Source organism: Tyzzerella sp. An114 (assembly GCF_002161055.1).
In the GTDB taxonomy this organism is placed as follows: domain Bacteria; phylum Bacillota; class Clostridia; order Lachnospirales; family Anaerotignaceae; genus Fimicola; species Fimicola cottocaccae.
In genome coordinates this window covers 1-14569 of sequence record NZ_NFLT01000004.1, presented here as the reverse complement: position 1 = coordinate 14569, position 14569 = coordinate 1, and the positions used below count along the sequence as shown (strand labels likewise).

General features: G+C 29.9%; 13 protein-coding genes and 1 tRNA gene. 12 read left to right on the top strand and 2 right to left on the bottom strand.

The window, feature by feature from the left end:
• Nucleotides 1–36 precede the first annotated feature (36 nt).
• The 6 genes from B5E58_RS04590 to B5E58_RS04560 all read left to right on the top strand — a co-directional run bounded on the left by B5E58_RS04590 (nt 37) and on the right by B5E58_RS04560 (nt 7041).
• Complete coding sequence (locus tag B5E58_RS04590; protein ID WP_088108521.1) at nt 37–1545, top strand: IMP dehydrogenase; 1509 nt, start codon at nt 37–39, stop codon at nt 1543–1545.
• 147 nt (nt 1546–1692) lie between these two features.
• Entirely contained in the window at nt 1693–1962 is a 270-nt protein-coding gene (locus B5E58_RS04585) for a DUF2508 family protein (RefSeq protein ID WP_088108520.1), read from the top strand.
• 38 nt (nt 1963–2000) lie between these two features.
• Entirely contained in the window at nt 2001–2249 is a 249-nt protein-coding gene (locus B5E58_RS04580) for a pro-sigmaK processing inhibitor BofA family protein (RefSeq protein ID WP_088108519.1), read from the top strand.
• 197 nt (nt 2250–2446) lie between these two features.
• Nucleotides 2447–3484, top strand: a complete 1038-nt coding sequence (locus B5E58_RS04575) for a rhomboid family intramembrane serine protease (RefSeq protein WP_088108518.1) — start codon at nt 2447–2449, stop codon at nt 3482–3484.
• 433 nt (nt 3485–3917) lie between these two features.
• Complete coding sequence (locus B5E58_RS04565; RefSeq protein ID WP_088108516.1) at nt 3918–4484, top strand: uracil-DNA glycosylase; 567 nt, start codon at nt 3918–3920, stop codon at nt 4482–4484.
• 1216 nt (nt 4485–5700) lie between these two features.
• Nucleotides 5701–7041, top strand: coding sequence for an MATE family efflux transporter (locus B5E58_RS04560; protein WP_088108515.1), 1341 nt, complete (start codon nt 5701–5703; stop codon nt 7039–7041).
• 45 nt (nt 7042–7086) lie between these two features.
• Here B5E58_RS04560 and B5E58_RS04555 read toward each other — a convergent pair.
• Nucleotides 7087–7160, bottom strand: a tRNA-Arg gene (locus B5E58_RS04555).
• Between the two features lie 185 nt (nt 7161–7345).
• On the opposite strand from B5E58_RS04555, the gene B5E58_RS04550 reads away from it, so the two are divergent.
• The 3 genes from B5E58_RS04550 to B5E58_RS04540 all read left to right on the top strand — a co-directional run bounded on the left by B5E58_RS04550 (nt 7346) and on the right by B5E58_RS04540 (nt 9627).
• The gene (locus B5E58_RS04550) at nt 7346–8191 is read left to right on the top strand and encodes an amino acid ABC transporter substrate-binding protein (protein WP_088108514.1); all 846 of its coding nucleotides are present in this window, start codon (nt 7346–7348) and stop codon (nt 8189–8191) included.
• Between the two features lie 61 nt (nt 8192–8252).
• Nucleotides 8253–8900, top strand: coding sequence for an amino acid ABC transporter permease (locus B5E58_RS04545; RefSeq protein ID WP_088108513.1), 648 nt, complete (start codon nt 8253–8255; stop codon nt 8898–8900).
• A gap of 7 nt (nt 8901–8907) precedes the next feature.
• A complete protein-coding gene (locus B5E58_RS04540) occupies nt 8908–9627 on the top strand; it encodes an amino acid ABC transporter ATP-binding protein (RefSeq protein WP_088108512.1) in 720 nt (239 codons plus the stop codon).
• Nucleotides 9628–9672: 45 nt separating this feature from the next.
• Here the strand turns inward: B5E58_RS04540 and B5E58_RS04535 are convergent, their stop codons facing one another.
• The gene (locus B5E58_RS04535) at nt 9673–10110 is read right to left on the bottom strand and encodes an acyl-CoA thioesterase (RefSeq protein ID WP_088108511.1); all 438 of its coding nucleotides are present in this window, start codon (nt 10108–10110) and stop codon (nt 9673–9675) included.
• A 352-nt stretch (nt 10111–10462) separates the two neighbouring features.
• Between B5E58_RS04535 and B5E58_RS04530 the strand changes: the two genes are divergently transcribed.
• From B5E58_RS04530 to B5E58_RS04520, 3 genes are all read left to right on the top strand, one after another.
• Entirely contained in the window at nt 10463–11905 is a 1443-nt protein-coding gene (locus B5E58_RS04530) for a carbon starvation CstA family protein (protein ID WP_088108510.1), read from the top strand.
• A 198-nt stretch (nt 11906–12103) separates the two neighbouring features.
• Entirely contained in the window at nt 12104–13495 is a 1392-nt protein-coding gene (locus B5E58_RS04525) for a citrate/2-methylcitrate synthase (protein WP_088108509.1), read from the top strand.
• A gap of 137 nt (nt 13496–13632) precedes the next feature.
• Nucleotides 13633–14361, top strand: a complete 729-nt coding sequence (locus B5E58_RS04520) for a FadR/GntR family transcriptional regulator (protein ID WP_088108508.1) — start codon at nt 13633–13635, stop codon at nt 14359–14361.
• The last annotated feature ends 208 nt before the right edge of the window (nt 14362–14569 follow it).

The following is a 14569-nucleotide window of genomic DNA, read 5'->3' as shown; positions in this document are numbered from 1 at the left end:
TTTTTATAGTTATATATCTAAAGGAGGAGTTTTAAAATGGCATTTTATTACGACGAACCTTCCCGTACATTTAATGAATATCTTCTTGTACCGGGATATTCTTCATCAGAGTGTATTCCAACAAACGTAAGTCTTAAGACACCTGTTGTTAAATTTAAAAAAGGTGAAGAACCTGCTATAACAATGAATATACCTATGGTTTCTGCTGTTATGCAGTCTGTATCAGATGATAAGATGGCTGTTGCCCTTGCAAAAGAAGGCGGTATTTCATTTATATATGGTTCTCAGTCAATAGAAAGTCAGGCTGCTATGGTTTCTCGTGCAAAATCATACAAAGCTGGATTTGTTGTAAGTGATTCAAATATAAAACCTGAATGTACTTTACAGGATATTTTAGACCTTAAAGAAAAAACAGGTCATTCAACTGTTGCTGTTACTGAAGATGGTACAGCTACTGGAAAACTTATAGGTATTGTTACAAGCCGTGACTATCGTATAAGCCGTATGGAAAGAAGTGTAAAAGTAAAAGAGTTCATGACTCCTTTTGATAAACTTGTTGTTGCTCCAAAGGGAACATCTCTCAAAGAAGCTAATAACATTATTTGGGACCATAAACTTAATGCCCTTCCTATCGTTGATGAAAATCAGCATCTTGTATATATGGTATTCCGTAAAGATTATGACTCACACAAAGAAAATGTAAATGAGCTTCTTGATGCATCAAAAAGATATGTTGTTGGTGCTGGTATAAACACAAGAGACTTTGCAGAGAGAGTTCCTGCTCTTGTTGAGGCTGGAGCTGACGTTTTATGTATTGACTCATCAGAAGGTTTCTCAGAGTGGCAGAAAATAACTATTGATTTCATAAGAGAAAAATATGGTGACACTGTTAAAGTTGGTGCTGGAAACGTTGTTGACCGTGAAGGTTTTATGTTCCTTGCTGAGGCTGGAGCTGACTTTGTTAAAATTGGTATCGGTGGCGGTTCTATCTGTATAACAAGAGAACAGAAAGGTATTGGACGTGGACAGGCTACTGCTGTTATAGAAGTTGCTGCTGCAAGAGATGAATACTATGAAAAGACAGGTATTTATATTCCTATCTGTTCTGATGGTGGTATTGTTTATGACTATCATATAACACTTGCTCTTGCTATGGGTGCTGATTTCGTTATGCTTGGTAGATACTTCTCACGTTTTGACGAAAGCCCTACAAATAAAGTAAATATCAACGGAAGTTATATGAAAGAGTACTGGGGTGAAGGCTCAAGCAGAGCTAGAAACTGGCAGAGATACGACCTTGGTGGAGATAAGAAAATGGCCTTTGAAGAAGGTGTTGACTCTTATGTTCCTTATGCTGGAAAACTTAAAGACAACGTTAATCTTACACTTAGCAAAGTTAAACACACAATGTGTAACTGTGGTGCTTTAACTATCCCTGAACTTCAGAAGAAAGCTAAAATTACTCTCGTTTCTGCAACAAGTATTGTTGAGGGTGGAGCTCATGACGTTGTTCTTAAAGACAATAATATGACTGTAATTAAATAATATATTTAAAATATAAAGTCGGAGTAATATTTACTCCGGCTTTTTTTATTGTATTTATGATTAATTAACGGACAAGGGGCATAATTTTTACCATTTTTGACTATACTTTTATAAAAGAGTAATGAAAGGTCTCAAAGGAGGATATTTATGACAGCCGAAAAAATACTTGAAGATAAAAAAGAAGGCATTTCATTTACAGAAAGTGAAATACTTGGAGAGATAGAAAAAATAAAATTACAGCTTGTCAAAACGAAAATGAATTTTGATATGTCTACTGATGAAATTTTGATTGACAGTTATATTTATGAAATTATATCCCTAAATAAAAAGTACCAGTATTTTTTACGGCTTGCCAAAAAATACGGTGTTTCTGCGGAAGTGTTTAAAAAAGAGCCAAAGAAAAGATGGAAAAGATAAAAAATAAAAAATAAAAAATAGGGGGAGTGTGTAGTATTTTGAATTCTGACAATCTTATACAGCTTATGATTATTGTATGCTTTATAATACTTGTTGGGGTTATATTTTCGGGAGTTTTTAAATTTATATTTAGATTTTTATTAAATGGAGCTATTGGTTATTTTATATTCACTTTGATGAATACAGCAGGATTTTCGATAGGTGGAAATATTGTTACTTTGGTTTTATCAGGATTTTTGGGTATACCGGGGATTTTTGCCATAATTGCTGTGAATGCTATTATTTAAAATAAGGCTGTTGACTAAATGCCTTATAGATGATACTATAAAAAAGGGTATTGTGGAAAATTTATTTCACATATCCCCAATCCTTTTAAATTTTAAAGTATATATCACTCCCGGAATAAGAAATCCCCGTTTCTTATTCTAAAAACTCATTGGACTTTGTTCAATGAGTTTTTTCTATATACAGAAAGGAATTTTTTATGAGACAGTATATTGATAAATTTTGTGGAAATATTATTAAAGAGGGGTTTTCGGAAACTAATATAAAATTTTCACAGCACAGTTTTGATGAACGATATTTTATAAAAGCTGACAGTCCTGTTTTTTATACTGTAAGTATTACAAGTGATGAGTTTATTGATTTTGATTTATATATAAATGAAAAATGTGATTTTTCAGAGAAAATTTATGGCTTTTTAAACACAACTTTTGCCCCATTTTTTTGTAAAAGTGCTGTTTGCTTAAATATTATATTTACTGAAAATATTGATGATAAAAAAATTGAGTTCTTAAAATCTCTTGAATTTTATCCTGAGGCAGGGCACTATAATATATGGTGGATATATGATTTATCTGAAAAAAGATTATATACAGGCAATAATCAGCCTGATAAAATAATAAATATTGAAAAGTGTTTACCTTTTCAAAATAATAATAAAATTAATAGAGAAATTAAAAAATCTGTTGGAAATAAAAATATTATTTTTACAAAATCTCTTATGTTGATAAATATAATTATATTTGCTGTTATGATGATTACAGGAAATAGAGATGAGTTTATTAATATGTTTGGAAACAGTAGTTATTATATAAGATTGTATAATCAATTTTATAGGCTATTTACTTGTATGTTCATACACTCTGATTTAATTCATATAGCTCAAAATATGATTTCACTTTATATATTTGGTGGTATGACTGAAAGATTTTATGGCACATTTGAAACAGGAGTAATATATTTCTTTTCAGGAATATGTGGAAGTATTTTAAGTTTTTTAGTTGGTGGAGGAATATCTGTTGGTGCTTCTGGTGCTATATTTGGTCTTATCGCTTGTATATTATATACTTCTAAAAGAAATAAAAAGAGTATTGAAGGTATAAATTACTCAACAATGCTTATACTTGTTGCTATAAATATTATGCTTGGATTTGTTGAAACTGGTGTTGATAATATGGGACATATAGGGGGATTTATAGGTGGAATTATTTCTTCTATTGTTATGTATGGCATATTATAATTAAACATTATCAACAGAAATGCTGTGGATAAATAGTTTTTATAGTTGTAAAAACATAGTATTTTAAAATTGATTTAAAATGTATAAAATAGTAAAAATATATAATTATATGTGTTATAATTTGTATAAAAAAGTAAACATAAGTATTTATTTTTAAATAAATATAAAACATATATATTAAAAATATAGAATATATAAGGTTTTTTGATAACAATAAAGTTATCAACAGGTATTCTGTGGATAATGTTAATAACTTATGGATAATACTATATAGTTATTATAAATATAATATTTTAGATACTAAAAATATTGTAAAATCAATGTTTTTTGAAACTGGATATATAATGTTAAGTTTTTTGGCGAAAAATATTTTATCAACAGGTATTTTGTGGAAAAATATGTTATGTTATAAACAGAAAGGGGAAATTTGCTTATGAATATTGAAGATATAAAGAATGAACTTCTTGAAAAAGTTAAAGAGTCTGATTATTCTGATAGAGTAATTGTATTTGGAGAAGGTACTGAAAAGGCAAAAATATTTATGATTGGAGAAGCTCCTGGAGGAGACGAGGAAAAACAAGAGAGACCTTTTGTAGGTAAAGCCGGAAAAAATTTAAGTGAATTTCTTGAAATTGTTGGTCTTAAACGTGAGGAGATATATATTTCAAATGTTGTTAAAATACGTCCTTTTAATTTAAGTGCTAAAACTGGAAAACCTGTAAATAGAACACCTAACAAAAGTGAAATTGAGTTCTTTTCTCCTTTTTTAATGAAAGAAATTGAAAGTATAAAACCTGATATTATAGTTACTTTGGGAAACACACCTTTAAGAGCAGTTCTTGATGATAATAAAGCTGTTATAGGAGATTATCACGGAAAAATAACAGAGCATGATGGTAAAAAGATATTTGCTTTATATCATCCAGCTGCAATAATATATAATAGAAGTCTTAAAGATACATATTACGATGACTTAAATAAATTGAAAGAGATATTATAAAAAGACCTTTATAGGTCTTTTTGTTTTTTTATAAATACAATTATGCATCATATATTAAAATAAAGTGATTTTTCACTTAAAATGATATTTTATTGGTTGTTTATGTACATAATATCACTTAAATTGTATTTTTGTAGATACAATATATCTTTAAAATAAATTTTAAATAATTTTTTAAAAAGTTGTTGACATTTTATTATAACTATTATATAATAGAGACAAGATAAAGAAAGCAAATTAAAGAACAAATTCACAATAATAAAAGTTTTTTATTTGAGTTTTTAATCTTATTAAACAATTCCCAGGGATAATTTTATAATGATTGTTAATTTTCCGAGATTAAATTCTATTTAAAATTTAATATTGAATTTGTATGATTTGCAACATTATCTTTAATTATATATTGTAAAGGAAAAGTGTAGGAATTAGTGTAAAGAAATTAGTTTCTAATTAATCTTAATCCGGAACAATCTATAAAGGAGGAAACCGCTAAAAAAACAATGTGATTAATTCAAATTAACTATTTAAAAATCGTATTCCTTATAGTTTAACTGAAAAAGCCAAGAGGTTTTAATTTACCTAAAGTATTATGCACCTTAAATAAGCATAGAATCGAAACAGGTTTTTAAATCAGAAGTATTTGTGAAATACGTACATTGTTAAAAGCGATTTAAACAATTTATTTTTTATATCTTATTTTTAACATAATGTATTATAATAAATATATAGATAATATGATTAAGTGGTGAATGGTGATACCGTAAATATTAGTATTCATTAAAAATCAATTATACTTGAAATAAAAAATATATTATAATTAAAGAAAGAATAAAAAATAAAACCTGAAAAAGAAAAGGAGATATTCCAGTGGAGATGTTAGAACCAGGACAGTTTAGAGAATAACCTTTGAATTTTGTGTAAAGAAACATTATTCAAAGGTTATTTTCTTTTGTCTGGATTTTTATATATTTTATGTATAACTGATTTATAGTGTTTTTTATTGACATAAAAATTTTTATTTGTTATCATTTTATCGTTCATCGGAGGGTAAATAACATTTAATGTTATAAGCTGGATAAGATGGCAGGTGAAATTCCTGTTTTCTTATCCAGCTTTTTTTATTAAAGAAGGAGGATAGATAAAAATTTAAAAAATTAAGATTTAGTTTTAATTACATAAAACCAAGTTTATTTTTTTAAGGAGGATACTATATACTATGAAATCAGTTAGTGGAGGAAGTTTAGTTGAGGGTAATATATTAAAATCACTTATTTCATTTGCTTTTCCTGTACTTTTAGCACTTTTTTTACAAGCAATGTATGGGGCTGCTGACCTTATAATTGTAGGTAAATTTGCCGGAACCTATGAACAGTCGGGAGTTGCTTCCGGTAGCCAGTTATTTAATATGATTACAATGGTAATTACAGGTCTTACAATGGGTGTTACTGTTTTTGTTGGAGATTGTATAGGTGCTAATAGACCTAAACAGGCTGGAAAAGGTATAGGTGCAGGTATTGCCATTTTTGCAGTTATTGCAATTATTATTACTCTGTTAATAGTGCCTTTTAGTAGTGCTTTAGCTAAAGCTATGCACGCTCCAAAAGAGGCCTTTGAACAGACAAGCAATTATATTAAAATCTGTGGTATAGGAACAGTTTTTATTACTGCTTACAATGTTATAGGTGCAATTTTTCGTGGTATTGGTGATTCCAAAACACCTTTAATTACAGTTGTTATAGCTTGTATAATTAATATTGTTGGTGATTTAATTTTAGTTGCTGTGTTTAATATGGGAGCTAGTGGTGCTGCTATTGCTACTGTATCTGCTCAGGCTATAAGTGTTTTTGTTTCTTTTTATTTTATAAGTAAAAAACAGTTGCCTTTTTCATTTTCAAAAAAATATATAACTTTTGATAGTAGTTGTGTCAAAAAAATATTATTTATTGGAACTCCTATTGCATTACAAGAGTTATTAGTTCAGTTTTCTTTTTTGTTTATACAGGTAGTAGTAAATAGTATGGGAGTTATGGAGTCGGCAGCAGTAGGTGTTGCAGAAAAAGTTTGTGTATTTCTTATGTTGGTTGCATCAGCATATATGCAGTCTATTTCTGCCTTTGTTGCACAAAATAATGGTGCTGGTAATTTTGAACGTTCAAAAAAATCTTTGTTTTATGGTATAAAAACAGCTTTGGTTGCTGGTTTTATTATGGGCTCTTTAGCATTTTTTGGTGGTTCTTTATTGTCTTCTGTTTTTTCTAATGAAATTGAGGTAATCGCTTTTGCCCATGAATATTTGAAAGCCTATGCCATTGATTGTTTGTTGACTGCTATTTTATTCTGTTTTATAGGATATTTTAATGGTTGTGGAAAAACAATATTTGTTATGTTACAAGGTGTTTTTGGTGCTTTCTGTGTTAGAATTCCTGTGGTTTTTTTGATGAGTAATATTGAAGGAGCTACATTATTTCATATAGGATTAAGTACACCTATTTCATCTGTTGTTCAAATAATTTTGTGCTTACTTGCATATAGATTTTATAAAAATAAATATTATTAAAATTAAAAAAAACCGAAACTATAAAAATGGTTTCGGCTTTTTTTATGTTCCCGACAGGAATCGAACCTGCGACCTACCGCTTAGGAGGCGGTCGCTCTATCCTACTGAGCTACGGAAACATAATCTTTTTCTATTTTAGGTATTATTTTTAGTTTAGTCAATAGTTTTTACTGCTAATTTCATTTATGCCCTTGACAGAAATGTATTTTTACTTTAATCTACTAATGTGATAATGTAATATAACATTAATGATTATTAATATAAACATAATACATAATATTTATTTTTTTAGGGGGAATTTTTTATGAAAAAGAAAATACTTGCTTTAGGTTTAACTGCTGTTATGGCAGTAGCTGTTTTTGCAGGATGTGGAAACAGTTCATCAACAGAAGATACTAATTCAAACAATGAAAATGTTTCAACAGAAGGAGAAAACAGTGGCGAAGCTACTCTTGATTATGATAAAATAATAGTTGGTCTTGATGATACTTTTGCTCCTATGGGATTTAGAGATGAAAATGGTGAGCTTACAGGTGTTGACGTTGAACTTGCAAATGCTGTTTCTGAAGAACTTGGCATTCCTTTTGAATTCCAGCCAATTGATTGGTCAATGAAAGAGACTGAGCTTAATAATGGCACAGTAGATTTATTATGGAATGGATATACTATAACAGATGAAAGAAAAGAAGTTGTAAGCTTTACAGACCCTTATCTTGAAAATAGACAGATTGTTGTTACAATGGCTGACAGTGATATAAATAGTATTGCAGACCTTGCAGGAAAAACTGTTGCTGCTCAGGATATGTCAAGTGCTGTTGATGCAATAGAAGGAAAACCAGAAGTTAAAGATACTTTTGCTGAGCTTGTAACTTTTGAGACAAATGACCAGTGTTTAAGAGACCTTGAAGCTGGAAGAAGTGACGCTGTTGTTGCTGACGAAGTTCTTGTAAAATACTATATTTCTCAGAAAGGTGCTGAAAAGTACAAAATACTTGATGAGGACTTTGGTGAGGAAGAATACGGAATTGGTGCAAGAAAAGATGATACAGCCCTTGTTGAAGCTATAAACGGAGCTATGGACGCTCTTAAAGAAGACGGAACAACAAAAGCAATAGGAGAAAAATGGTTTGGTGATGACATCATTAAATAATTTGTTGTTTATAAAAATTTGTAAATTTTTAAATTCGTAACTAGAAGGGAAACCACAGGTAATGGACAGTATTTTAAATTATTTTGTGCAAATAGGTGCAGGACTTGAAGTAACACTTAAAGTTTTTGCAGTATGTATTATATTTTCAATACCCCTTGGTATTGTAGTCGCACTTTGCAGACTTTCTAAAAATGTTGTTGTGCGAAAAATTGCAGAATTTTACATATGGGCATTGAGAGGAACTCCTCTTTTGCTCCAGATAATGTTTGTATTCTTTGGACTTCCTGTTATAGGTATAAGTCTTGGAAGTAACAGACTTATGTCTGCCTATGTGCCTTTTGTGCTTAATTATGCGGCATATTTTGGAGAAATATTCCGTTCAGGAATACAGTCCATAGAAAAAGGACAGAGAGAAGCAGCTTCTATACTTGGATTTACTCCTTTTCAGATTAATATGAAAATTGTACTTCCTCAGGTTTTTAAAAGAACACTTCCTGCTGTTGGAAATGAGATAATAACTCTTGTAAAAGATACATCACTTGTATATATAATAGGTCTTAATGATATTCTTAAACTTTCAAAAGGTATTGCCAATAGAGATGTAACTCTTATTCCTTTTGTTGTTGCTGCTATAATGTATCTTGTTATGACATTTGTTATTACAAAAATTCTTGAAAAAGTAGAAAAGAAAGTTATTTATGAGGAGTAGGTGTAAAATGCTTTTAAAAGCTGATGGATTATGCAAATCTTTCGGGGGAAAAGATGTCCTTAAAGGTGTTAGTCTTGAGGCAAACCCTGGAGAAATAATTTCTATAATAGGTAAATCCGGTGCAGGAAAAACTACGGTTTTAAGATGTATTATGGGTCTTGAAACTTGTGATAAAGGTACAATATTGATTGATGGGAAATATCTCTGTATGGAGGAGAATGGTACAATGGTTCGTGCCACAAAAAAAGAACTCTATGAGATAAGAAAAAGTTTGGGAATGGTTTTTCAAAATTATCACCTTTTCCCTCATCTTACTGTACTTGAAAATGTGACTCTTGCTTTGACTGAGGTTTATAAAATGTCAAAAGAGGAAGCTGATAAAAAGGCTATTAAAATACTTGAAAGACTTGATATGGGAGATAAACTTAACAATAAACCTTTTGAGCTTTCAGGTGGTCAGAAACAGCGTGTGGCTATTGCTAGAAGCTGTGTGACAAATCCTAAATTATTATGTTTTGATGAGCCTACGGCTGCTCTTGACTCTGCTCTTGTTATGGATATTGTTAAAATTATACGTGACCTTGCTAAAGATGGTATGGGGATACTTATAATAAGCCATGATGAGAAGTTTGTTAGAGATGTTTCTGATAGAATTGTTGTTATTGAAAACGGTGTTATTACTGCCGATATGAATTCTGAAGAATATTCAAAAATAATGAGAGCTTAATATAAAAAAGACTGTCTGTAATTTAAACAGACAGTCTTTTTTTATTTAATTTTTTGAGTTGAATTTTTCCCATATTTCAGGTCTAAATTTTTTTAAATTTACAGGTTTGAAGTTTTCTTTATCAATGAAAGCCATTAATGTTTTACCTGTTGCTAAAAGTGTTTCGTCTGATTTTCTTGATACTTCATAGGTTATTTCAAATTTTACAGGAGTAAGTTTTTCCATGTTTGTTTTTACTGTTATTATATCTCCATATTTTGCAGGGCTTATATATCTGCATTGAGTTTCTATTACAGGAGTCATAACTCCAAGGCTTTCCATTTCAAAATAACTAATTCCAAAAGCATTTATAAGGTCTTCTCTTGCCCTTTCAAAATATACATAATAATTTGCATGGTGCACAACTCCCATTGCATCAGTTTCGGCATATCGTACACGTATATCGGTTGACGTAGAACATATATTTTTAATATTATTACACATATAATTATGTCTCCTTTTTAAAGCATTTTTTAAAATGATATACCGTTTTTTAAAGGTTTTCAATGATTTTTGGGTAAAAATTTAATATATTGAAGTTGTTGTTTTTTTATAAAAACAAGTGTACAATATGCACAAAAAATATGGCGAATTTTATATTTTGCTTGAAAAAATGTGATTAAATGCATATACTTAAATTAACAGTCTATTATCACAAAACAAATGTTTTTTATAATAAAAAATATGTGCTTGTGTTTAATTTTTATTTTATATAAAAATTTTTGTTTGATGATATTTGGATTGTTTAAATGATTAGTTTATAAATGTAATTAATCAGAAAAAGGGGTGTATTAATATGACTACATTTATAATCGGTCTTGTTATCCTTTTTGTGGGCGGTGCTTTATATGGTGCTTTTTGTGATAAGGTGTTTGGACCGGATGACAGACCTACTCCCGCCATTACAATGAATGACGGCATCGACTTTGTTCCTATGAACAAATGGAAAAACAGCTTAATCGAACTTCTTAATATTGCCGGTACTGGCCCTATATTTGGACCTATTCAGGGTATTCTTTTTGGACCTGTGGCATTTATTATTATACCAATAGGTTGTGTACTTAGTGGTGCTCTTCATGACTATATGAGTGGTATGATTTCTATAAGAGAAAAAGGTGCTCAGATGCCTGCTCTTATAGGTAAATATCTTGGAAATGGTACTTTCCAGGTTTATAATATTTTTATTTGTCTCTTAATGCTCCTTGTTGGTGCTGTTTTCATTTACACACCTGGAGATATTTTTGTAACATCAATTCTTAATCAGGATGGTTCAGCTTCTAACCCTACTGTATGGATTGTTTACGCAGTTATATTTATTTATTATTTAGTAGCTACATTATTCCCAATAGATAAAATTATTGGTAGAATATATCCTATTTTCGGTATCATTCTTCTTTTATCAGCTGTCGGCATATTCGGCGGTATATTTGTCAAAGGATATCCTCTTACAGGTATAGGCGATGAACCAGTTTGGTGGATGAGTCTTAATAAAGACCCTATTTTACCTATATTCTTTGTAACTGTTGCTTGTGGTATTACTTCAGGTTTCCACTCAACACAGGCTACTCTTATTGCTCGTTCAGTTACTGACGAGAGAGAAGGCAAAATGACTTTCTATTACATGATGATTCTTGAAGGTTTCATTGCTATGATTTGGGCTGCTGCTGCTATGGGTACATATACAATGCTTCCAGAAGGCTCTGCAATCCCTGGAGCAACTGCTGTTGTTGGTACTGTTGCAAAAGATATGCTTGGTTCTATCGGTGGTATTATAGCTCTTCTTGGTGTTGTTGTTCTTCCTATTACATCTGGTGACACAGCTTTAAGATCATTAAGACTTATGGTTGCTGAATATCTTCACTATGACCAGAAAGAAAAATCACACCGTATTATATTATCAGCTGTAATATTCGTTTTTGTTGCTGCTATACTTATATTTGCAAAACTTAATGCAAATGGATTTAATATTCTTTGGAGATACTTTGCATGGAGTAACCAGACAATAGCTATATTCGCTTTTGCTATGATTACTGTTTATCTTTACAAAAACGGAAGAAACTTCATCTGCTCAATAATTCCAGGTGCTTTCTACTGTTTCATAATTTCATCTTTCATTTTAAATGCAAAGATTGGTTTTAATATTCCAATGAATATTGCTTATATAGCAGGTATTGTTATAACTGTTATTTATGTAATTCTTATACTTAGAACAGGTAAAAAACAGAAATCTATAAAATAAAAATATAAAAAATACATAAGTTTAAAACACAAGCTTTTAAATACCTCTTTTTTTAAAAAAGAGGTATTTTTAATTTTTAAACTGTTTCTGATTTTTACCGTATATTATATTGCATAGACAAATGTCTGTTTTGTATGGTATTATATCTCAAACAGAAGTTTATTTATTGTTAAGTATTATAAGGAGAGTGATATAAATATGAATAACTACAATGATTACAGTATACCTGTTAAATTCGATTATTCCGAAATAACAGATGATATTAAAAAATTGGCATCTCTCTGTAAGACAAATGACTATATAAATGAGGAACTTTATATTAAATACAAAGTAAATAGAGGTCTTAGAGACCTTAATGGAAAAGGTGTCCTTACAGGTCTTACTGAAATTTCAGAAATAAAATCAAAAGAAGTTATAAATGGAGAAGAAGTTCCTTGTGAAGGAAAACTTTATTTCCGTGGTTTTGATGTTGAAGAACTTGTTTCTGGATTTATAAAAGAAAAACGTTTCGGTTTTGAAGAAACAGTATATCTTCTCCTTTTTGGTGAACTTCCTTCTTGTGAACAGCTTGAAGAATTTAATAAAACTCTTGTCAAATATAGAAGTCTTCCAACAAGTTTTACTCGTGATGTTATAATGAAAGCTCCTAGTGATGACATGATGAATGCTCTTGCTAGAAGCGTTTTGACTCTTTACTCTTATGATAAAAAATCAAATGATATTTCAATCGAAAATGTATTAAGACAGTGCCTTCAGCTTATAGCTATGTTCCCTATCTTAAGTGTTTATGGATATAATACATACAATCATTACTATAACGGAAAAAGTCTCATAATACACCCACCAAAACCAGAACTTTCAACAGCTGAAAATATACTTGCTATGCTTAGACCAGACGGTAAATATACAGATATTGAAGCTAGAATACTTGATGTTGCCCTTGTTCTTCATGCAGAACATGGCGGTGGTAATAACTCTACATTTACAACACATGTTGTTTCTTCATCGGGAACCGACACATATTCTGTTGTTGCAGCTGCTCTCGGTTCTCTCAAAGGTCCAAAACATGGTGGTGCAAATATAAAGGTTGTACAGATGTTTGAAGATATGAAAAAGAATATTAAGGATTGGAAAGACGAAGAGGAAATATGTGAGTATCTTACAGCACTTTTGGAAAAACGTGCTTTTGATAAAGCAGGTCTTATATATGGTATGGGTCATGCTGTTTATTCTATATCAGACCCTAGAGCAAAAATATTTGCTTCATTCGTAGAGAAACTTTCTCAGGAAAAGGGAAGAACAGAGGAATATGGTCTTTATTCTATGGTTGAAAGACTTGCTCCAAAGGTTATTGCTGAAAAGAGAAAGATTTATAAAGGTGTAAGTGCTAATATCGACTTTTATAGTGGTTTTGTTTATTCTATGTTGGACCTTCCTTTAGAGCTTTATACTCCTATATTTGCAATATCAAGAATTGCAGGCTGGAGTGCTCATAGAATAGAAGAACTTATAAATGCAGGAAAGATTATAAGACCAGCATATATGAATGTAGCACCTAGAAGAGAGTATAAAAATATAGAATCTAGATAATTTAAAAAAACACTTTATTTTGCTATAAAATAAAGTGTTTTTTTATTTATTTATTCGTATTGACTTTAAAAAAACCATTTGATAGTATCATATTACGAAACATAACAAAAAGAGTCTATATTTTTGGGAGGATTATAATGAAAAATTCAATAAATGAGTATGTTGATTTTTTGAAAAATGATTTAGGTAAAGATATAGCAACAACTTTGTTTGAACGTTTTAAGGAGCTTATATTATCAGGAAAACTTCCTCCAGATAGTGTTTTACCTAATGAAAACGTTTTAAGTGAAATGCTTGGAATTGGAAGAAGTACATTAAGAGAGGCTTATACTGCTTTAGCTGTTTTGGGATTTATAAGAAGGTCTAAAGCGGGTACATTTGTAGTTCCTATTGAAAATATAGTGAGTATAGCCCCTTTTAGTTTTACTGTGGCTAATTCTGACCTTAATGACCTTCTTGAGTTTCGTGTTATGCTTGAAAGTGAGTCTGCAAGTTATGCGGCAAAAAGAGCTAATGATGATGATATAAAAAATATAGAAGAATGTTATATTAATATGATTGCTAATAAAGGTGATATAAATAAATTTGTAGATTATGATACATCTTTCCATATTATGCTTTGTTATGCTTCCCATAATAATTTAATTATAAATACAATGTTAGCTGCAAGAGAATCTTTTGAAAAAAGTATAAGAAGTACATTAAGGAAATCTTTAATAAAAAATCCAAGAGCTATTGATGTGACAATAGAATTTCATGGTAAAATACTTGATGCTGTAAAGTCAAAAGATTATAGAACTGCTTCAGCAGCAATGAAAGAACATATATCATATGTAAATTTAACTGTAAAATATGCTTCAGAGTAAATTTATTGAATAATTATTTTATATGGGGAAATAATAGTGATAAACCATTAAAAATATATTGTATTTTTAGAAGAACAATGGTATAATAACTTTATATACGCCGAAGAAAATAATAGAAAATGGCATATTTTAAAATATTTTGAAAAAAAGTTAAAAAAAGTGTTGACATTTATCAGAAAGCGTGTATAATAATTATTCGTGGTCAGCA

Bases quoted from the DNA above. Each gene is read 5' to 3' on its own strand.
- B5E58_RS04565 (WP_088108516.1), top strand. From the start codon at position 3,918: ATGAATATTGAAGATATAAAGAATGAACTTCTTGAAAAAGTTAAAGAG.
- B5E58_RS04535 (WP_088108511.1), bottom strand. From the start codon at position 10,110: ATGTGTAATAATATTAAAAATATATGTTCTACGTCAACCGATATACGT.
- B5E58_RS04530 (WP_088108510.1), top strand. From the start codon at position 10,463: ATGACTACATTTATAATCGGTCTTGTTATCCTTTTTGTGGGCGGTGCT.
- B5E58_RS04545 (WP_088108513.1), top strand. From the start codon at position 8,253: ATGGACAGTATTTTAAATTATTTTGTGCAAATAGGTGCAGGACTTGAA.
- B5E58_RS04585 (WP_088108520.1), top strand. From the start codon at position 1,693: ATGACAGCCGAAAAAATACTTGAAGATAAAAAAGAAGGCATTTCATTT.
- B5E58_RS04550 (WP_088108514.1), top strand. From the start codon at position 7,346: ATGAAAAAGAAAATACTTGCTTTAGGTTTAACTGCTGTTATGGCAGTA.
- B5E58_RS04590 (WP_088108521.1), top strand. From the start codon at position 37: ATGGCATTTTATTACGACGAACCTTCCCGTACATTTAATGAATATCTT.
- B5E58_RS04540 (WP_088108512.1), top strand. From the start codon at position 8,908: ATGCTTTTAAAAGCTGATGGATTATGCAAATCTTTCGGGGGAAAAGAT.
- B5E58_RS04525 (WP_088108509.1), top strand. From the start codon at position 12,104: ATGAATAACTACAATGATTACAGTATACCTGTTAAATTCGATTATTCC.
- B5E58_RS04560 (WP_088108515.1), top strand. From the start codon at position 5,701: ATGAAATCAGTTAGTGGAGGAAGTTTAGTTGAGGGTAATATATTAAAA.
- B5E58_RS04520 (WP_088108508.1), top strand. From the start codon at position 13,633: ATGAAAAATTCAATAAATGAGTATGTTGATTTTTTGAAAAATGATTTA.
- B5E58_RS04575 (WP_088108518.1), top strand. From the start codon at position 2,447: ATGAGACAGTATATTGATAAATTTTGTGGAAATATTATTAAAGAGGGG.